18 protein-coding genes and 3 tRNA genes are annotated in these 20,900 nt (G+C 37.1%); 4 read left to right on the plus strand and 17 right to left on the minus strand.

The window, feature by feature from the left end; translation table 11 throughout:
* Positions 1 to 37 precede the first annotated feature (37 nt).
* From JO178_RS08165 to JO178_RS08180, 4 genes are all read right to left on the minus strand, one after another.
* Positions 38 to 1,495: an efflux transporter outer membrane subunit gene (locus JO178_RS08165; protein WP_291934099.1), complete on the minus strand. Its 1,458-nt coding sequence runs from the start codon at positions 1,493 to 1,495 to the stop codon at positions 38 to 40.
* Entirely contained in the window at positions 1,467 to 4,658 is a 3,192-nt protein-coding gene (locus JO178_RS08170) for an efflux RND transporter permease subunit (RefSeq protein ID WP_291934102.1), read from the minus strand. The genes JO178_RS08165 and JO178_RS08170 overlap by 29 nt, the downstream gene beginning before the upstream one ends.
* Before the next feature lie 20 nt (positions 4,659 to 4,678).
* A complete protein-coding gene (locus JO178_RS08175; RefSeq protein ID WP_291934609.1) occupies positions 4,679 to 5,761 on the minus strand; it encodes an efflux RND transporter periplasmic adaptor subunit in 1,083 nt (360 codons plus the stop codon).
* A gap of 150 nt (positions 5,762 to 5,911) precedes the next feature.
* Positions 5,912 to 6,298: a hypothetical protein gene (locus JO178_RS08180; RefSeq protein ID WP_291934104.1), complete on the minus strand. Its 387-nt coding sequence runs from the start codon at positions 6,296 to 6,298 to the stop codon at positions 5,912 to 5,914.
* A gap of 530 nt (positions 6,299 to 6,828) precedes the next feature.
* On the opposite strand from JO178_RS08180, the gene JO178_RS08185 reads away from it, so the two are divergent.
* Entirely contained in the window at positions 6,829 to 7,227 is a 399-nt protein-coding gene (locus JO178_RS08185) for a multicopper oxidase domain-containing protein (protein WP_291934107.1), read from the plus strand.
* Positions 7,228 to 7,261: 34 nt separating this feature from the next.
* Positions 7,262 to 7,693 (plus strand): META domain-containing protein, encoded by a 432-nt coding sequence (locus JO178_RS08190; RefSeq protein WP_291934109.1) that lies wholly within the window; start codon positions 7,262 to 7,264, stop codon positions 7,691 to 7,693.
* A 60-nt stretch (positions 7,694 to 7,753) separates the two neighbouring features.
* Here the strand turns inward: JO178_RS08190 and JO178_RS08195 are convergent, their stop codons facing one another.
* The 9 genes from JO178_RS08195 to JO178_RS08235 form a co-directional block, all read right to left on the minus strand.
* Positions 7,754 to 8,017, minus strand: a complete 264-nt coding sequence (locus tag JO178_RS08195; protein ID WP_291934112.1) for a SemiSWEET transporter — start codon at positions 8,015 to 8,017, stop codon at positions 7,754 to 7,756.
* Between the two features lie 23 nt (positions 8,018 to 8,040).
* The gene (locus tag JO178_RS08200) at positions 8,041 to 9,072 is read right to left on the minus strand and encodes an FAD-dependent oxidoreductase (RefSeq protein ID WP_291934115.1); all 1,032 of its coding nucleotides are present in this window, start codon (positions 9,070 to 9,072) and stop codon (positions 8,041 to 8,043) included.
* Positions 9,073 to 9,127: 55 nt separating this feature from the next.
* Positions 9,128 to 10,066, minus strand: a complete 939-nt coding sequence (gene gldN, locus JO178_RS08205) for a gliding motility protein GldN (protein WP_291934117.1) — start codon at positions 10,064 to 10,066, stop codon at positions 9,128 to 9,130.
* Between the two features lie 20 nt (positions 10,067 to 10,086).
* A complete protein-coding gene (locus JO178_RS08210) occupies positions 10,087 to 11,676 on the minus strand; it encodes a GldM family protein (RefSeq protein WP_291934120.1) in 1,590 nt (529 codons plus the stop codon).
* Positions 11,677 to 11,728: 52 nt separating this feature from the next.
* Positions 11,729 to 12,421, minus strand: a complete 693-nt coding sequence (gene gldL / locus JO178_RS08215) for a gliding motility protein GldL (RefSeq protein WP_291934122.1) — start codon at positions 12,419 to 12,421, stop codon at positions 11,729 to 11,731.
* 61 nt (positions 12,422 to 12,482) lie between these two features.
* Positions 12,483 to 13,904 carry a gliding motility lipoprotein GldK gene (gene gldK / locus JO178_RS08220; protein WP_291934125.1) on the minus strand — a complete coding sequence of 474 codons (1,422 nt, stop codon included), beginning with the start codon at positions 13,902 to 13,904 and terminating at the stop codon, positions 12,483 to 12,485.
* Between the two features lie 108 nt (positions 13,905 to 14,012).
* Entirely contained in the window at positions 14,013 to 15,866 is a 1,854-nt protein-coding gene (gene glmS, locus JO178_RS08225; RefSeq protein ID WP_291934129.1) for a glutamine--fructose-6-phosphate transaminase (isomerizing), read from the minus strand.
* 25 nt (positions 15,867 to 15,891) lie between these two features.
* On the minus strand, positions 15,892 to 17,481 hold the full coding sequence (locus JO178_RS08230; protein ID WP_291934132.1) for a DUF4270 family protein: 1,590 nt from the start codon (positions 17,479 to 17,481) through the stop codon (positions 15,892 to 15,894).
* A gap of 14 nt (positions 17,482 to 17,495) precedes the next feature.
* The gene (locus JO178_RS08235) at positions 17,496 to 18,266 is read right to left on the minus strand and encodes a glycogen/starch synthase (RefSeq protein WP_291934135.1); all 771 of its coding nucleotides are present in this window, start codon (positions 18,264 to 18,266) and stop codon (positions 17,496 to 17,498) included.
* A 171-nt stretch (positions 18,267 to 18,437) separates the two neighbouring features.
* Here JO178_RS08235 and panC point away from each other — a divergent pair, with 171 nt between their 5' ends.
* Positions 18,438 to 19,286 (plus strand): pantoate--beta-alanine ligase, encoded by an 849-nt coding sequence (gene panC, locus JO178_RS08240; protein ID WP_291934138.1) that lies wholly within the window; start codon positions 18,438 to 18,440, stop codon positions 19,284 to 19,286.
* A 193-nt stretch (positions 19,287 to 19,479) separates the two neighbouring features.
* Here the strand turns inward: panC and JO178_RS08245 are convergent.
* From JO178_RS08245 to JO178_RS08255, 3 genes are all read right to left on the minus strand, one after another.
* Positions 19,480 to 19,552 (minus strand) — tRNA-Lys (locus tag JO178_RS08245).
* Between the two features lie 54 nt (positions 19,553 to 19,606).
* Positions 19,607 to 19,689, minus strand: a tRNA-Leu gene (locus JO178_RS08250).
* A gap of 36 nt (positions 19,690 to 19,725) precedes the next feature.
* Positions 19,726 to 19,798: transfer RNA gene (locus tag JO178_RS08255), tRNA-Lys, on the minus strand.
* Positions 19,799 to 19,912: 114 nt separating this feature from the next.
* On the opposite strand from JO178_RS08255, the gene JO178_RS08260 reads away from it, so the two are divergent.
* A complete protein-coding gene (locus JO178_RS08260) occupies positions 19,913 to 20,428 on the plus strand; it encodes a shikimate kinase (RefSeq protein ID WP_291934142.1) in 516 nt (171 codons plus the stop codon).
* A gap of 12 nt (positions 20,429 to 20,440) precedes the next feature.
* Here JO178_RS08260 and JO178_RS08265 read toward each other — a convergent pair whose 3' ends face one another.
* Positions 20,441 to 20,881 carry an RNA-binding S4 domain-containing protein gene (locus JO178_RS08265; RefSeq protein WP_291934145.1) on the minus strand — a complete coding sequence of 147 codons (441 nt, stop codon included), beginning with the start codon at positions 20,879 to 20,881 and terminating at the stop codon, positions 20,441 to 20,443.
* Positions 20,882 to 20,900: the final 19 nt, after the last annotated feature.

Below are 20,900 nucleotides of genomic sequence, written 5' to 3' on the forward strand. Positions count from 1 at the left end.
AACATTAACTGTTTATTGATTGAATTATGATGTTTCTTTATTTCCAGCCACCACCCAGACTTTTATAAATGTCTACCACGGTGCTCAGCTGTTTCTGTTTAGCTTCTATCAGTTCCATTTTGGCATCCAGGGCATCTCTCTGGTTCAGAAGTACCTCAAGATAATCTGCTCTGGAATTACGGAACAATTGGTTGGCAATATCAATAGACTGATCAAGGGCTTTTGTTTCCTGTGATTTCAGCTGATAATACTGATCTATATTTTTAATCTTAGACATCAGATTGGCTACATCCAGATAGGCATTTAAAATCGTTTTATCGTATTCATACAATGCCTGTATCTGCTTTGCATCCGCCGTCTGGAAGTTTGCTTTAATAGCACTTTTATTAATCAGTGGTCCCGCAAGCTCTCCGGCAAGGTTATAGGCTATGGATTCCGGCATTTTTACCAGATAGGAAGGCTTGAATGCTTCCAGACCTAAGGTAGCGGAGATTTCCAGTGAAGGATAAAATTCTTTTCTTGCTGCTTCCACATCCAGTTTTGAAGATTTCAGTTCCAGTTCCGCCTGTTTGATATCCGGACGGTTCGACAACAATTGTGACGGAATTCCGGTATAAACGGTTTGCGGTATTGTAGACATAAAGCTTTCTTTTGTTCTTACAATCGATTGCGGATATCTTCCCAACAATGCATTGATCTCATTTTCTTTCTCAGTAATCTGCTGACGGATTGTATATTCAGAAGCTTTTGATTTAGCCAGTTCTGCTTCAAACTTCTTCACTGCCAGTTCTGTGGCTGCTGCGGCTTCTTTCTGAATTTTAGAAATTTCCAGCGCTTTCTGCTGAAGTTTAATATACTGCTGAATAATATCCAACTGGTTATCTAGTGCCAGTAATTCATAATAATTATCGGCTACTTCTTCAATAAGATTAGAGAGTACGAAGTTTTTACCTTCCACAGTAGAAAGATAGTGCGCTACTGCCGATTCTTTTTCGGTTCTCAGCTTTTTCCAGATATCAATTTCCCAGCTTGCGTTAAGCCCTGCTCCAAAATTTCCCAGAGGATCCGGTATTGGTTTTCCGGGTTCCATTTCGGTACTGGCGTCACCGGCTCCTTCACTGGTGTAACGGCCTGCTTTTTTCAGTCCCGCTCCTATTCCGGCAGAAACTTCAGGGCTTAGTCTTCCTTTTTTAGCTAAAACACCACTTTTAGCAATTTCAATTTCCTGAAGCGTGATCAACAGCTCCTGATTGTTTTTTAAAGCCGTTTCAATGAGGCTAACAAGATTAGGATCTGTAAAAAACTGTCTCCATGGCGTTGTTCCGCTATTATTATTAGCATCCTGTTGTTCCTCCTGATTAAAATTTTGAGGTATATTGGTTTTCACCTCGTCTTTTATGACTGTCGCCATCGGAGCTTTACAACCTGCCAGAACGAGTGATACAGCAATGGCTGTTATTATATTTTTAGTCTTCAAATTTCCCATCATGTTCATAAGGTTCAGTTTGTTCTGTTAAAGGATTTTCTTCTTCATATCTTGCCAGTTTGGATTTATCGGCAATGGTTCCGAAGATGTAATACAACCCTGGAATAATCATCAGTCCGAAAATGGTTCCGATCAACATTCCTCCTGCAGCAGCAGTTCCGATGGTTCGGTTTCCTACGGCTCCCGGCCCTGTAGCAATAACCAAAGGAATTAACCCGGCGATAAATGCAAATGATGTCATCAAAATCGGACGGAAACGGATAGCTGCACCTTCAATAGCTGCCTGTACAACAGGAATGCCTTCTTCTGCCTTCTTCTGTACTGCAAATTCTACGATCAACACGGCATTCTTCCCTAAGAGCCCGATCAACATGACCATGGCTACCTGGGCATAAATATTATTCTCCAGTCCTAAAAGTTTTAAACATAAAAATGCTCCGAAAATCCCTACCGGAAGTGATAAAATTACCGGAAGCGGGAGGATAAAGCTTTCATATTGTGCAGAAAGAATCAGATAAACAAATCCTAAACACACAAGGAAGATAAATACGGCCTCGTTTCCACGGCTTACTTCATCTTTGGAAATCCCCGCCCAGTCGATACCAAAACCTCTCGGAAGCGTTTTGTCTGCAACTTCCTGAATGGCTTTAATGGCCTGTCCGCTGCTATATCCCGGTGCCGGAGTTCCACTCACCTGTGCGGAATTATACATATTATGTCTTGTCATTTCAGATAAACCATATACTTTTTCAAGTCTCATAAAGTCTGAGTAGGGCACCATCTGGTCTTTATCATTTTTAACATATAATTTCAGCAGATCGGTTGGTAAGGCACGGTATTGCGGTCCTGCCTGAACAATTACCTTATAAGGTCTGTCAAAGCGGATAAAGCTGGTTTCATAGTTGGAACCGATTAGTGTGGACAGGTTATCCATTGCCTTTTCAATCGTTACGCCTTTCTGTTCGGCAAGGTCATTATCTATTCTCAGCATATACTGAGGGAAACTTGCAGAATAGAATGTAAATGCTGATCCCAGTTCAGGTCGTTTTTTCAGCTCTTTTACAAAATCATTACTCACTTTCTCCATCTTATGATAGTCTCCACTTCCTGCTTTATCCAGCAAACGGAGTTCAAAGCCTCCTGCAGCACCGTAGCCCGGTACGGAAGGTGGCTGGAAAAATTCAATATTGGCTCCCGGAATATTTTTAGCTTTTTCTTCCAGTTTTTCGATAATTTCTCCTGCAGATTCTTTCCGCTCATCCCAGCTTTTCAGGTTGATCAGACAGGTTCCGGAATTGGAGCCGGTACCTTCCGTCAGGATCTCATATCCTGCCAGTGAAGAAACGGATTGTACCCCGTCGATACCTTCAGATTCTTTTAAGAGTTCTCTTGCAATCTGATTGGTTCTTTCCAGCGTGGATCCCGGCGGTGTCTGGATAATGGCATAAATCATTCCCTGGTCTTCTGCCGGAATAAATCCGGACGGGAGAGAATTACTCAGGAAATAAGTTCCGGCACAGAAAGCCAGTAATAATGGTAATGTAAAGGCTTTCTTAGTTACCGTTTTATTAAGCATTTTCTCATATTTCCCGGCTCCTCTGGTAAAGAGGGCATTGAATTTATCCAGAAAGAGGGTAATCGGAGTTTTCTTTTTAGCTTTTCCGTGATTATTTTTTAAGATTAAAGCACATAGTGCAGGGGTTAAAGTAAGGGCTACTACTCCTGATAAAATAATGGATGAAGCCATTGTAATGGAGAACTGGCGGTAAAACACTCCTACCGGGCCTGTCATAAAGGCAATCGGAATAAATACCGATGCCATTACCAGTGTAATTGCTATAATTGCTCCACTGATCTCATGCATGGCTTCTTCTGTAGCTTTTAGCGGAGACAGGTTTTTCTCTTCCATTTTGGCGTGAACAGCTTCGATAACAACAATTGCATCATCTACCACTACCCCGATAGCCATAACAAGGGCAAATAACGAAATCATATTCAGGGTAATTCCAAATGCAGACATCACAGCAAAAGTTCCTACCAGTGAAACAGGTACCGCTAATGCGGGAATTAACGTTGAGCGCCAGTCTCCCAGAAACAGGAATACTACAATAGCTACCAATACGAAAGCTTCAAACAATGTATGAATTACCTTTTCCATAGAAGCATCCAGGAATCGGGAAACGTCATAACTGATCTCATAATGCATTCCTTTCGGAAATGAATTTTTCTCAAGATCAGACATCAGTGCTTTTACATTTTTAATAACATCACTGGCATTAGATCCATAAGACTGTTTTACAGTAATTGCAGCAGAAGGTTTACCATTTAATGTGGAATAGATATCATACATTGAACTTCCGAACTCAATATCCGCCACATCCTTTAATCTTACAGATTCACCGTTTGTCTTTGCTTTTAAAATAATATTCCCATAATCTTTTTCATTATTGAAACGTCCCGGATATTTTAAAACATATTCAAAAGACTGAGCTCTTTTTCCTGAGCTTTCTCCTGTTTTCCCCGGAGAAGCCTCCAAACTCTGTTGGTTCAGTGCTTCCATGACTTCATCAGCAGAAATACTGTATGCTGTAAGCCTGTCAGGTTTCAGCCAGATACGCATTGCATATTCACGGGTTCCTAGAATATCGGCAAAACCTACACCGCTTACCCTTCTCAATTCAGACATTACGTTAATATCTGCATAGTTGAAAAGGAATTTCTGATCAGCTTTGGGATCATCGCTGTACAGGTTAATATACATCAGCATATTCGGTTCTTCACGGGTAATTTTCACCCCTTCACGTACTACCAGAGGAGGGAGTTTGTTGACTACTGAAGATACACGGTTCTGAACGTTTACTGCCGCAACATTGGGATCTGTTCCCAGGTCAAATACCACCTGAATAGCAGCTTCACCGTCGTTTCCGGCATTGGAGGACATATATTTCATCCCCGGAACCCCGTTCAATCCTCTTTCTAGAGGAATAATTACGGATTTAATCAACAGCTCATTGTTGGCTCCGGGATACTCTGCCGTAATATTTACTTTAGGCGGAGAAATAGAAGGGAACTGAGTCACCGGAAGTTTTACCAGCGACAAAATCCCTAAAAACACTATAATCAATGAGATTACAATAGACAGAACAGGTCTGCGAATGAATTTCTTAAACATACAACTTCATTTTTAGAGTACTACTCTGCTTTTAATTTCAATGAGTGAAGAACCTTTTTAGGATCCTGGAATTTTGTTTTTAATTTTTGGTCATCTTTTACCTTCTGAACACCTTCCAGAAGGATCTGATCTCCTTTGGAAAGTCCCGAACCTACTACATAAAGATCAGGCAGTTCATAAGCAATTTTAATATTTCTGGATCTTGCCGTCCCGTTTTTATCTACCACAAATACGTATTTCTGGTCCTGAATTTCATAGGTTGCTTTCTGTGGGATAATCAAAGCATTATGAACCGGCATAGTCATCTGTACTTTTCCGGTCTCTCCGTTTCTCAGAAGTTTATCCGGATTGGGAAATTTTGCCCTGAAAGCGATATTCCCGGTTTCATTATCAAATTCTCCTTCAATCGTCTGGATTTCTCCTTTTTGGGTATACATTTCTCCATTAGCCGTAATTAATGACACCTGATTGCTTCCTCTGTCTGCTACATGCGTCTGATAGCTAAGATATTCAGGTTCTGAAACATTGAAATAGGTATAAATACTGGTATTATCTGATAATGAAGTCAGCAAATCCCCTTCATCTACCAGGCTTCCCAGTTTTAAAGGGATTCTGTTGATTACTCCTGAAAACGGGGCTTTAATATCTGTAAATGACAGGTGAATCTGGGCTAGTTTCATTTCTGCATTGGCAGCATCTAATTTAGCTTTTGCCATTGCTTTTTCATTTTTAGACACGATATTGTTTCCGGCTAATGTACTCGCATTTTTCAATTCGATAGAAGCCTGTTCTACTTCAGCCTTAGCTTTTAAAAGCTCTGCCTGATAGAGTTTAGGCATAATACGAAATAAGGTTTGTCCGGCCTGCACATACTGTCCTTCATCTACAAAGATTTTTTCAAGGAAACCTTTTTCCTGTGCTCTTACCTCAATATTTTTCACCGATTGAATCTGGGCCACATATTCTTTATTGATTACAGTGTCCATTATTACGGGGGAAGTTATGGGATAAACCGAGACTTCTTCTTTCTCTTCTTTTTTCTTGTTACAGCCGACGGCCAATAGGAGGACGCTTAGCGCAATGCCCGAGGCAACTCTTTTCATCATAATTCTAGAGTTTATATAAATCGTTAATGTTTTGAATAGAAATAAAAAAATGGTAATTAAGAATAATACGAAAAGATGATTACCAGCATCCTGAACGTAAAATGGGTCTGCCTGAGTCAGGCAGAAAATACACGGAAAGGTGAATTTTTAAATTCTTATAGAACGGATTAAAAGAAATCTTTTGGCAGCAAGGCCAAAAACGAAACCATGGATTTCCTGCTTAAATTGTTTATAGCTTTTTAATCCAAAAATATAAATAAGACTGAAAATCCCCGCAAAAGTAACAACAACCTGAAATACATCAGACAACTGAAAATCATTTTCGATAAGTTCCATGGTGGAAGTATCAAAATTATCTGCCATCTGCTGAACCGTTAATTTTTCATAGGTCTGGTTCAGACGGTTGGCTCTTTTGGGTAAATGATGAGAAACATGACCCGAATAGTCATTTCGTAGTGTTCTAACATTCAGCTTAGTTTCTACTATAAACAGCAGAAAAAGACTTGTTAAAAAATATACAATGTAGTTTCTCATTTTGAAGTCGCAAATGTACACCTAGATTTTGATACTATCACAATAGATTAACAAAATTTAACGAACCTTTAAAAAAACTGAATTTACGGAGTAATATAAGTTTTAGCTTCCCATGTCCATCATACGACCCAATACCATTCTTAGAGATTTTATCCAGAAAAAAAGCTAATAAGAACTAACTTTTATCATGATTTCCAATTATTTACAAAACCCTGTTGTTATTCTCCGGCAATTGAATTATTTTTGCCGGAAATTTAGACAACAAATGAACAATGAAAAATTTATATTTTATCTGTCTTATAATGAGCCGACTGCATAATGTTAGCTTATAAAGCCCAGTCTTTGATTTCTTATTATTTTAAGCACATCTATTCTATTGTAAAGAAAGCGCTTTGATGAGCGTTGCTGTGGGAGTTAATTAAAATATATTATTAGTTTATGAAAAATTAACATATATTTATTAAAAATATTCGTATTTTTATATAGTATTAACACCACATTCATGAAACACTTTAAAATCACTTATCATTATGAAAAAATTATTACCAACAATCCTTTTGGGATTGGCAGTTCTTTCCTTAACAGCGTGTAAACATCCCGGAAAAGAAACAGAAACAATCAGCAGTACCGTGAGCAGCCCGGAAAACGAAGATGATATTATTAAAAACGTATATGTTGACAACTACGGAGAAAAGATAGAAGTCAGCATAAACAATACAAAGAACACTGCCTCCATACATCTGGACGGAAAAACATATGACCTTAAAAAAAGTGATGCTCTGCCTGAGTATACAGCCTCTAATGAAGAGTATCAATATTCCGAAATTAAAGGTAATATTACATTTCTGAAGAAAAATGTAGATATGGTTCTCTTCCATTTTAAAAAAGATAAAAAAGAATCAGGCCCGGCTAAAATGGCATCATATTAGCTAAGAGTTAAACAGTCATTTAAAAAACGATGTTATGAAAAATTTGTATTACTATTTATCAGCCCTTTTTCTAGTTGTATTTCTTGTTGCGTGCAAAGCACCGGCTGCCCAACAAAAAACTACAGATATCACAGGAAAAACCTGGAAGTTAACTGAACTTAACGGCCAGCCTATTAAGTTAAAGAATCCTAAAAACAACCCTTATTTCAAACTTAATACGGACGGGATGAGATATGAAGGTCATGCAGGATGTAATGGTTTAGGTGGTACATTTGAAATCAAACCTGAGATGATGAGAATTAAATTCAATCAGGGAATGTCTACGATGATGGCTTGTGAAGATCTGGATATTGAAAACCAGTTCACAAAAGCTTTGCTTTCTGCAGATAACTATTCTGTAAACGGGAATACTCTGACTTTAAATAAAGCGAGAATGGCTCCTTTAGCTAAGTTTGTGCTTCAATAAAAACATTCAATGAATGAACTTCATATAAAAAGAGCTCCTTCCAGAAGGGGCTCTTTTTTATTATAGTTGTTTTTTGTGATATATTATATAACAGACCAGCAGACATACATTCACTGCAGCCGCAAATGAATTGGACAGAATAATGGGCAGTTCATCTTTTTTCACTCCGTACCATACCCACAGGCTAAGCCCTGAAATAAGCACTAAAACCATAACCAGAGAAATATCTTTTACATTTTTTTCTCTGATTATTTTAATCAGCTGGGGAAGCATAGATACAGAAGTCAAAATTCCCGCAATAATACCCAATATATTTTCGTTCATCCCATTCAGTTTACCTTTAAAACTTATTTAAATCTATTCAGAGCAACTTCTTCATGTAAAGGAATATTGTCTTCTATAAAACGATAAAGATCATTTGCAAAATAAGATCCGTTCAGAATTCCTCTTGCTCCTAAGCCATTAAAAACATAGAGATTTTCAAAATTCTCATGTCTGCCCATAATAGGCCTTCTGTCTTTTACCGTAGGGCGAAAACCAAAATGAACTTCTTTCACTTCAAAATCATGGGGATAAAATTCAGAAAGTCCGTTTACCAGCTGATTTACCGCGGATTCGTCTATATGATGATGAAGTTGTTCTCTGTCATAAGTTCCGCCGTAGAAATGCAGACCGTTATCCGTTGGAAATAAAAAGTGTTTCTTCTTAATGGTTACGTCAGGAGTCTTTTCTGAAAGTCTGACTTTAATGTGATGTCCTTTATTCGGGTTGACAGCAATTTCAGAAAAATAAGGATTTTCTTTCACTCCCATCCCTTCACAGAAGATTATATTTTTAAAACCAAAGTCTTTATAAGATGATTCGGAGGGCTTAAGATGTTCATAATCGAATTTTTCTCTTACCAAATGATCATTTTTTTCAAGAAAACCAAATAAACCCGCAAAAAATCCACTAACATTCAATCTGGCAGACTGATTCACCTTTCCGCTGAGAAAATCGTTTTTTACCCCATTTAAAGACTCAAAATTTGGGTTCAGAAAACCGGATAAATCTTCATTACCGGATTTTTTTAGCCAGAGCTTCTGTTCATTTTCATCATGGAAAATTCTGTGAATGGATTGATCTACTAAATAATTTTTCCCGGTATATGATGCTATTTCTTCGAGAGTATTTTTAAGAAAATCAATTTGTTCCTGCGCTTTCCAGAAGGTTGTAAATTTTTTAAGAACCACAGGATTGATAATTCCCGCAGAAATTTGGGATGCGCTTTTCCTACCCTCTGAAAACAGGACAAAGGATTTGTTATTCTTAATCAGCCTGTGCGCGAAGAAAAGTCCTGCATACCCGTCTCCCACAATAATATAATCTACATTTCTCATAATAAAAAAAACCTGAGTAAAAATACTCAGGTTTTGTATAAATATCAAGTGAAATTTAGTAATTCCACATATCATTTTCCATTTCAAGGATCTGCGCTTTGATTCTGTCGCTTTCATCAAGCTGATCATCAGCATCTCTAGGAATATAATCTTTAATAGTACCGTCTCCTAAACCGCTTGAAGATTTATAGATTACAGAAGAGAATCTTCTTGCATTGATAATATCATCGAAAGATAAATCAGCTGAAGAGTTTTTTCTGTTGTACACATAATTGTTAGCTAAGATATCTCTTGCATTAGGATAGAAGATCCAGAACAGATCGATAAGCTCATCATTACTTGCAAGCAGCTTACCATCAGGTCCTACAACACCCTGTACTGCAGGATCAGGTCCCATAGCAGCAATACCAAGAGGTCTGTACTTCATCTGTCCGTCTCTCTTATCAATGAACCACATTCCCATAATTTTAAGAACTTTCACTTTATCAGTAGTCGTCTCAATAATATCGGTATATTCTTTTTTCTCCTGTTCGGTTAACTGTCTACCAGAGTTCAGAATATCAATCGCTGCATCACTGATTTTCACATTAACCAATCTTTTCTTAATGGCTTCAGGAGTCAGTTTATCAACGAAATTCTCATCATTGTAAACCTGCTCAATCTTACCGCTCAAAGCAGCATCAAGCAATAATTTATATAAAGATCTTGTAGGAGTGGAAAGTAATCCGTCCGGATTGTCATAATAGAATGGCTGATTGATCTTATCATTCATATCAATGATTTCCCAAACAAACATACTTTTAAGGATATCTTTATCTTCTACAAAACCATATTCAAGAGGCTTTACTGTTTTATCAATAATAGTATCACCAACTTTTTGTTTGTTCTCCTCTCTCATCTTTCTAAACTCTTCTGGAGAAGAAGCGTTCAGAATAGTCTGGGACAAAGCAAATCCCGAAACTAATACTAAAAGGGTGCTAATATATTTTTTCATAATAAGTTACAATTTTAGTCCTATTGAACATTAATTAATATAGGAGTAATGTTTTTAATCTGTTGCCCTTCTAAACCTTGAGCTGTTGCTTTAATATCAAAGATTGAGAATACATCTCCTGATCTTAAGTTTCTTACCAGTCCGGCTGCCTCACCTAAAGAGTTTCCGTGGATCAGCAATGCTGCTTTTCCAGGTACTCTAACCATAAACTGAGTTACCGTGAATGAAACCGGGAAGTCGAAGTCAGGAATCGTTGCCTGTACCGTCTGATTCGGAATAGAAGTTGCCGGCATAGACAATATATTCTGTCCTCTCATCTGACCTTGTGGTGGCGGTACATTCTTGATTCTGTATTCAAATACCTGAGATACTGATTTTCCATAAGGATCTAAACCAGATAATGTTAACTTAACTGTATTACCTGCACCAGGTCTTACATTCCATTTACCAGGTCCTGTACTTTTCACAGTAGCTCCCGGAACTGATAATGAAAGTTTAGAATTGTCAGCCCCTAAGATTGATCCTGAAACAGGGTTCTCAAGTCCTCTATACATTACATTCATTTTATCAGCAGAAAGTAATAATCCTTTTTCAAGTTTTACTTCTCTAGGTCCTGCAATTACATTGTATGTATGCGTCCAAGGGAAGCTTTGTGGCTTACCAGAAGCATCTGTTAATGTAATTGTACCTCCTAATTTATGCTCTCCAATTCCAGCACCTGAAATTGAAATAGTACCTTTTCCGTTTTCTTGTTTGCTAACACCTGAAATGTTGATCTTATTACTGTTAGAATAAGTACCTAACATTACTTTTACTTCAGCCTGCTTACCTGCCTGAATATCAACCGGACCGGAAACAATAGGCTCGTAGTTAGAAAACTTAATACTTGCATCTACTTTTTCCTGAAGCAATAATGCCAATGCATCTGACTGCACATTTCTGGCATCATTTTGGATAATTTCCAAATTGGATATTGCAGCGATTAGCGGCTGGTGGTAAAATTTATTCTGGAACCATGTCTTATCATTCGGAGATTTCCCTTTAGGATATTCCGCGATAAGAGATTTGTTGGCTCTTTCCACTAAATCTTTAAGCTGAGCATTGTTACCGAAAGTTGCATTGATATAATTTCTTACGTCATCAATTTTATTTTTCAGGTCCAGTGCATTTTTTGAAGGGGTATTTTCATCTCCTTCCTTAAAGAAATATTCCGTGGTAGCTTCGTTATTGTTAAGTGCAGCAAAATTCTCACTTACATCGATTTCTTTACCCTCTTTATCTTTGTCATGAAACTCAGACTGTTTTTTTAACAAATCTTTGATATCCTGAGCAGATTTCACAAGTACATCAATCTTGGATTTCAATAATTTATATTGTCCCCAAGGTTGTTCGTAAGTATCGGGAACCTGTCTAGCCTTAGCTTCCAGTGTTCTTTCAAAAATCTTCTCGTTTTTATTTTCTGTTAAACGTCTGGTTTCATTCAATGCTTTAGTAGAGTCATAGTATGATCTGATGATTTCTGCATCAATATTTAGGGCCATCATCGCGATGAAAACCAGATACATCAGGTTGATCATCTTCTGACGAGGGGTCTGTTTTCCTTGTGCCATTCTCTGTTATTTGTTTTTGATTAAGTAGTTAAATTTTAGAAATGGTTAGGAATTAAGACTTCATAGCAGTTAACATACCACCATAAACTCTGTTTAAATTATTAAGATTAGTTGTTAAACCTTGTAGCTCTTGATTGAATTTTTCAGATTGCTCGGCAGATTTTTGCATATCTGATACATATTTATTGGCAAATTCAGATTGCTTCTTACCATTCTCAAGTTGCATAGCGTATAAAGCATTCATACTTTCCATATGCTGAGCAGCTTTGTTTAACTGATCGTTATATTTATGAGTAGAAGCAGATACGTCAACCGTCTGATTGATCTGATCTACAGAATTTGAAAATTTATCAATTCCTGTTCTTAATCTGTCAAATAACTGAACATCTAATTTTGCATCCTGAAGCATTTTGTCTAATTTGTTAGAAAGAGAATTTTCTAATTCTGCAAATTGAGCATTCGTATTTTTAGTGGTTACATTAGAGTGTAATGGGTTTGGGTTAGCATGTTTATCTAATAATTCAGGATAAACATTTTCCCATGCATAAGACTCTTCAGTTTTCGGAGGGTCAAATGCAAAAATGATAAAGATAATAGCCTCCGTAATAAGTCCCACAGTAAGTGCTATATTACCGTTGATGGGTCCCAGTGTAATGTGAGTAATTTTAAGCCAAGCTCCAAGAATTACAATTGCAGCACCGAATGAATAGAAGAAATTCATCCAAGCATCTTTAGTCTTAAACATATTGAGTTAGTTTTTTTAATGTTAAATAAAATTGTTATTGAAAAATGAATTGTCTGGTTTATTATCTGTTAACTCTTCTTGGCTTAACAGCTGCCTCAGGAATATCCTGTACAGTTCTAAATCCGATATAGCTTCTTGCTGAATCTTTTCTCTCCCAATCTCTTGCACCCGTCATTAACGCATATCCTATATCTTTCCAAGATCCTCCTCTTACAGACTTCTTAGTATCCTTTTTATCTTTAGTAGAAGGATTTAATGTTGAAGAGAATCCGTATGAAGAATTGTTATACGCAGATTCTGTCCACTCAGAAACGTTTCCAGCCATATCAAATAACCCAAATCCATTTTTCTTAAATTTCTTAACTGGAGCTGTATATGTATAAGTACCTTTTTTCTCGTCTTCCATGTAGTTACCTCTCTTCGGTTTGAAGTTGGCTAAGTAGCAACCTCTGTCATCCATTAAGTATGGACCGCCCCAAGGGTAAGTAGCATTTTGCATTCCCCCTCTTGCAGCATATTCCCATTCGATTTCTGTAGGAAGACGGAACTGCAATGGTCTTTGTTTTTTTCTTTTTAAACTTTCGTTGTAATCCGTTTTCAATTTAGATCTGAAGTTACAATAAGCTCTTGCCTGATCCCAGGTTACTCCAACTACCGGGTAGTTTTTGTAAGCCTTGTGCCAGAAATACTGTTCGAATAATGGCTCATTGTAAGCAAAGTGGAAATCTTTTACCCAAACAGTGGTATCGGGATACACCGCAATACTTGAACTCTTCAGGTAATTAACTCCTCTTTCGTTATCTGCAAGTGCAGCATCCATATCTCCCCAACGGTACGTATATTTAAGCTTGCTTACATCTAAAATTCTTTCGTTTCCAATTCTGGAAGACGCAGGTAAGTACATAGATTCTAAAACTTCTGCATATTCCACATCAGGATATTTTGTAGTACTCCAGTGTAAAGGAATTTTCCAATCTAATCTTTTGCTCGCATCATAAGTTCCGTCTTCTCGGCCACCCTGGCCTTCCATATATTCTTGATAAGGTGTTAAATTTTCTTCTTTTTTAGCAAGGTATGCGTAATCTCCTATACCGGTTCCTTTACGTCCGCCTTCATCACCACCTTCTCCGGCAGCTTCGGCAAGTAAAGTTCTAGCGATAGAATCTCTTACATAATTGATAAATACCCTGTATTCCGCATTAGTAGTTTCCGCTTCATCCATGAAGAAAGAGGAGACAGTAACGGTCTTCAATGCTGTTTTTTCAGGTGTATGTGTTGGATCCTGATCAGCAAGACCAGCAACAAATGAACCTGCAGGAATAGCAACCATTCCGTATGGTCTTTCCGCAACAAATGATTTCGTTTTTTCTCTTGGTATCAATTCTCCTTTTGTTCCTGGCTTCCCTACAGAAGAGCTGCCACCACCTGAACAAGATACCGATGCTACTGACGCAGACAATAATAAAAGAAATATCCTTTTCATGTTAATTTTTATAATTAAGCCGTAAATATATAATTTTTTTAAGAAACTTTTAAGATTTTTTTTGAAATAACGGAAGAAATCTAAATTTATTTTATTTACAACAACATTTTATTCAACGGTCACAGATTTTGCCAAGTTTCTTGGCTGATCTACGTTTGCGCCCCTATATACTGCGATATAATAAGCAAGCAATTGAAGAGGTACTGAAGCCACTATCGGAGAGAAACATTCTGATGTTTCAGGAATTTCAATAACATAGTCTGCCATTTCACTTACCTGACGGTCTCCTTTATTAACCACAGCGATAACTTTTCCTTTTCTTGCCTTAATTTCCTGAACATTACTTACGATTTTATCATAGTGTCCTTTTTTAGGCGCTATAATCACAATCGGCATATTCTCGTCAATCAGAGCAATTGGACCGTGCTTCATTTCCGCAGCCGGATATCCTTCTGCGTGGATATAAGAAATTTCTTTTAATTTTAATGCTCCTTCTAGGGCAGCAGGATAATTGTATCCTCTTCCCAAATAAAGGAAGTTGGTAGCACTTACAAAATCTTTTGCAATGTCCTGAACCTGCTCATGCGTAGCGCTCAGTACTTCTTCAATTCTTCTCGGAATAGCATCTAACTCTGCAATTAAGCTCATAAATTCAGCGTTCCCTAAATTTCCATTGTGCTTACCTAGCTTAAATGCTATTAATGTAAGAATGGTAAGCTGGGCTGTAAATGCTTTTGTTGAAGCAACCCCGATCTCAGGGCCGGCATGGGTATATGACCCTGCATCTGTAATTCTGGCGATAGATGAGTCTACCACATTACATATACCATATATAAATGCTCCTTTTTCTTTTGCCAGTTTTAAAGCGGCCATTGTATCTGCTGTCTCTCCTGACTGAGAAATGGCAATTACAACATCTTTATCCGTAATAATAGGGTTTCTGTATCTGAATTCGGAAGCATATTCTACTTCAACAGGAATTCTTGCATATTCTTCAATAAGGTATTCCCCGATAAGACCGGCATGCCACGAAGTTCCACATGCAATGATAATAATCCTGTTAGCATTTTTGAATTTCTCTACATGATCCCAGATTCCTGCCATTTTGATTATTCCTTCATCTACAAGCAATCTTCCTCTCATCGTATCGTGTACAGATTTAGGCTGTTCAAAGATTTCTTTAAGCATGAAATGCTCATATCCTCCTTTCTCTATCTGCTCTAAGCTTAATTTTAGCTTTTGGATCTCCGGTTCTATTTTAGAATTCTCACTAATGGTTCTGATATCTACTCCATGCTCAAGAGAAATTGTAGCCATATGACCTTCTTCAAGATAAATCGCTTCTTTTGTAAATTCTACAAATGGAGAAGCATCAGAAGCGATAAAGTATTCTTTATCCCCGATCCCAATTGCCAAAGGTGAACCTAATCTACCTACGACCAGTATTCCCGGATAATCCTCATGAAGGACAGTAATCGCATAAGCACCATATACTTCATTCAGTGCATATCTTACTGCTGTCGGGAAATCGTTTTCAGGATTAAGATCCATAAAATGCTGAATAAGATTTACCAATACTTCAGTATCTGTTTCAGACTGGAAAGTAAATCCTTTTTCAGTAAGCATCTTTTTAATTGTATCATAGTTCTCTATAATACCATTATGTACAATAGCTATTTTCCCATTGTTTGACAAATGTGGATGAGAGTTTCTGTCACTTGGAACCCCGTGTGTTGCCCAACGGGTATGTCCCATTCCTATTTTGGCTGTTCCTTTCAGTCCTTCCGAAATATTAACAAGATCGTCTACTTTTCCTTTTGTTTTTTCGACTTCAAACTTATTATTTGCAGCTTCCAAAACGATTCCCGCACTGTCATATCCTCTGTATTCTAATCTTCTAAGACCATTGATAACAATATCATAAGCATCTTGAAAACCTGTATATCCTACTATTCCGCACATAATTATTTTGTCTAGTGTTTTATTTTTATTGTGTTATTTTCTTTGTGCCGTAAGTAACTCTCAGCTGAATTCTGTTATCAGAATTCTTATCACTTCCTATTAATACGGCCCTGTTCATATCAAATGCTCTGGTACTGAATTTAGCTCCAAAATATCCTCCTGTACTCTGAGATTTAATGAAAGATCCAAGATTAATAAGAAGAAGCTTATTGGTCTGAGCATTTTCAACAATATCCTTAATTGTTCTCGTTACTACGAAATCATAATACAATGGATCCTGATTAACCGTGTAAATAGGAGAACCTGCTAAGAAATCCTTTGTAAAATCTGATATGGTATTTACTCCGGTTGAATTATCTACAGGAAGAAGGGTAAATTTACGGTCTGTGTATACTGAATGTTTATTATTCCAGGTCTTCCCGGTGTCTACGTACATTCTGATTCTTGCACTTACAATTCCTGCCTTCTTATCCTGATAAAGCGCTTTAAGCTTATCAATAGTTTCCTGTGGAATTTTAACGCCTATAGAAGGGCCTCCCATTCCCTGAACGTAAAGCCTTGAATCTCCATCCGTGGTATTGATTCCAGCTAATACGGTATTGAAAGTCTGGCTTCTGTTGTATGCATACTGTCCTAAATGTACATTCCCGGCACCTAAATTAAAATTCAGGGTAGCCTGTGGTCTTGTTACCGTACCATTATCTGTTTTATCATATTTATAGTACATGATCATCTGCATATCATTCGGAGAGAACTGGAAAAGATATTTATCCGTTTCATTGACTGAAATTCTCAGTCCTCTGAAATATCTGATAAAGTTAGCCGCATTCTGAAGTTCAGGCTGTCCTGCTTTATCTGCAATTTTAGTCTGGAAATAATCTTTATCCAATCTCATTCTGAAATCGTTACTAGAAGTAAACACGGAAGAGTTATCAGATTTTTTAGTAATGGAAATTGTACTTACTGTTCCGTCAAATACTGCAGAACCCAAAAGCTTATCTGTAGATATATCTGCATTTGAGCGTGTTAATGCCTGAATATTCGGATCCATGAAAGTGGTTACTTCATTAACATTGACGGTCATTGAATTATAACTTCCTCCTATTTTACCATATTTACGAACAGGATATGTTTTTTTATCAATTGAAACGGCTACATTTTCAGTACCTACCGGAAAGTCTGCTTTATCATAAGCTCCCGGTGCTTTCACAGAGTCTGTAATATAATCCGGTGCTTTCATTACCAGTACCACAGAGTCTACTTTCACATTAGATCCGCCAAAGTCAAAGCTGTCCGGCATTCTTAACTGGGTAACATAGGATGCTTTCTGCCCGCCGAATTCATTTTCGGTAAAAGCCCCTAAAACACCATATGTTGAAAATATTCCTGAAGTATTCTGGTCTCCGACAAGTCTGGAAGCATCACTTCTGATAGAATCGTTATTACTGATATTGTAAGCAATAAGATTATATAAGGTTTCTTCACCATCTACGGCATCTTTTGCAAAGAGCTGTTCACCAAGAGAATCCGGATCCGGTTCGCAATTATGAAGAATCGTGCTTCCGAAGATCGCCAGTACAAGCACGGCGAAAATCTTTTTAAGAGTATGAGTCATTAAAAATGTGTTTTTTAATAAAGTTGGTTTATAGAATCTACGTCCAGATATTCTGATTTTTGAGTAGGAGTTTCATTGAAGCCTTTATCCAGATCTTCATCTAAAAACTCATCTCCTTTCACTACCATATCTACATAGTTCATACTTTCGATAACAAAACTTTTAACCGTTGGATTATCTAACGCTTTTAAGCCTGAAATATTATCAAACTTCAGCTTTTCATCGACTTTTTTATCCAGAGCTGCATCTTTCTCATTGTACAGGGAAAGAACAATTTTTGCGTCTTTGAAGTAAGTGTCGGATTCGTAATACGTTTTAAGATAAATTGGAACAAATGAAGACATCCATCCGTTTAGGTGAATCACATCAGGAACCCAATTCAGCTTCTTAATGGTTTCAATAACTCCTCTAGCAAAGAAAATAGCTCTTTCGTCGTTATCATCGAAAGGATTCCCTTCGTCGTCAAAATAGTATTGTTTTCTTTTGAAGTATTCTTCATTATCGATAAAGTAGACCTGAAGTCTTTCCCCCGGAAGAGACGCTACTTTAATGATTAGAGGCTGATCCAGGTCATTGATAATAATATTCATTCCCGAAAGACGGATCACCTCATGAAGCTGGAATTTCCTCTCACTTATTTGTCCAAATCTTGGCATAAAAACTCTTACATCATTGCCTTCATTGTGCATCTTAAGTGCCATTTTATTAACCACTGCAGCCATATTTGTATCTTCCTGATATGGATACATCTCTGTAGTAATGTACAGTATTTTTTGATTCGGCATAAACTTTCTATCTAATTTTTGTAAAAATGCTTTAATGTGCAAAATTACAAAAAAACATCCAACATTATTTTAATTAACATTTTTTTACGAAAATTCTCTTTTCCAAATTATTAAAAACACACTTTATTATACGATATTTTTAGTATTTTTGAAATAGTATTAAAATAAACTATGGAAGTTATAAAAAACAGTAAAGTTCTTCAGGATTTCATTGAAAGACAGAAAGAAATGGGAAAAAGAATTGGCTTTGCTCCTACCATGGGAGCCCTGCATAAAGGCCATCTTTCCCTCTATGAAGAGGCAAGAAAAGAAAATGATCTGGTAATTTCTTCAATTTTTGTAAATCCAACACAATTCAACAACCCTGAAGACCTTGAAAAGTACCCCCGGGATGTAAACCGGGACATTTTAATTCTGGAAAACTCAGGTCTTGTAGACGCGGTTTATATCCCTGAAGTCACTGATATATATCCTGAAAAAGCAGAAAGCAAACACTATGATTTTGACGGATTAGAAAATGAAATGGAAGGCAAATCAAGACCGGGACACTTTGACGGTGTAGGCACGGTAGTGGAAGAACTTTTCAGACAAGTACAACCTGACAATGCTTATTTCGGAGAAAAAGACTTCCAGCAATTAGCCATTATCAAAAAAATGGTTGAAAAAAAACACCTTCCGCTGAAAATAAAAGGAGTTCTCATTTACAGAGCTGAAAACGGACTGGCATTAAGCTCAAGAAACCAAAGACTTCATGACAACAGAAAAGAAGCATCTTCTATTATTTACCAGACCTTAAAAAAAGTAAATGACTGGTTCAGGACCGTTAGTATTCCCGAAATCAAAGCAAGAGTAAGAGATATTTTTGACGATCAACAGGGGATGAAATTGGAATATTTCCTAATTGCCGATGAAGACACTTTAAAAGAAACTGATTTTTTCTATAAAGATAAAAACTTCAGAGCTTTTATTGTAGTGGAAGTAGACGGGGTAAGACTTATAGACAATATGCATTTGGACTAAAACCCTGCCAATGCTTTTCAGAGGCAAACATATGATAAACAATTCCGGTTCTTGTTAGAAACCGGTTTTTTTATTAATAGCAAAGCCTCTTCCTGGATGATATAAAAAAAATCAAAGGCCTCCTGAGGGAGACCTTTGAAACACCAAATCACAAAATATTAATATGAAAAAAATTTACTTTTCAGTAAACTTGTGACCCGGCTGGGATTCGAACCCAGGACCCATACATTAAAAGTGTATTGCTCTACCAGCTGAGCTACCGAGTCGGCCACAATTAAAATGAAATAAATTTCAATATTAATTATTAATTTTCTTTGCAGTGCCTGCGACTGGACTCGAACCAGCACATCCTTAGGAAACCACCCCCTCAAGATGGCGTGTCTACCAATTTCACCACGCAGGCAATAAAATCACACAGATCAGTAATTTTTATTGCTAGTGACCCGGCTGGGATTCGAACCCAGGACCCATACATTAAAAGTGTATTGCTCTACCAGCTGAGCTACCGAGTCGGCCACTTATTCATCAAGTTTCATTTCAGTAATGTCCCTTGTTTTAAGTGGTGCAAAGATATGACTTTTTTCTTTATCTCAAAACTTTTTCGCAAATTTGTTTAAAAAAAATTCATGATAATTTCACTGATTGGATACATGGGGAGCGGCAAATCTCACATTTCCAAAATATTAAGCGAAAAAATAAATTTCAACCTCATAGACCTTGACAAAGAGATTTCCAGGCGAAATAAATTAACCATACCTGAAATCTTTGAAAAAAGAGGTGAAATTTATTTTAGAAAGCTGGAAAGAGAAGCTTTGGAAGAAATTCTGGCTTCCAAAGAAAATGTAGTGTTAAGCTTAGGTGGCGGAACTCCCGTTTACTATAATAACATGGAAATCATCAACCATAATTCTAAAAGTATCTTTTTAAGAACATCGGTAGGTACATTATCAGAAAGGCTTTCCAAGCAGAAAGAAAAAAGACCTTTAATAGCCAACATTACTGATGAAGATCTTCCGGAATTTATTGCTAAACATTTATTTGAACGAAACCAGTTTTACAGCAAAGCTCAGTTTACGGTAGGTACTGATTCCAGAGCCCCCGAAGACATTGTCAACGAAATAATAGAAAAGCTCTATATCTAGAGCTTTTTTATTTTAATCTTCCCCTTCTTCGGTTTCATCATCTGTTTCACCGAAGAAATCATCCCAGTCTGTAAAATCGGAAGCAATATCATTTCCTACATATTCATCCATCTCTCTTCTATCTTTCTTGGTTGGTCTTCCTTCCCCTTTATTTCTATAATAGTCCTGAGACATCTTACGGACTTTAAGCAATTCATACTGCTCTTTATCTGTCACATCCTGTATGTGAAGAGGGACCAGCTTCGCTCCTATCCTGCTTTTAGGGATCTGAATAACTTTTATTTTATAATCAATCTGATTCTTACGGATTTTAATGACATCCCCCTCTTTTACCTCCTTTGATGATTTTACGGCAGACGTTCCTATGGAAACGCGGTTCTTTTTTATCTCCTCTGCTGCAATACTTCTCGTCTTATAAAAACGAATGCTCCATAAAAATTTATCTATTCTCATATTTTTTTATACTTTTGCC

Source organism: Chryseobacterium sp. (genome assembly GCF_019236175.1).
GTDB lineage: Bacteria > Bacteroidota > Bacteroidia > Flavobacteriales > Weeksellaceae > Chryseobacterium.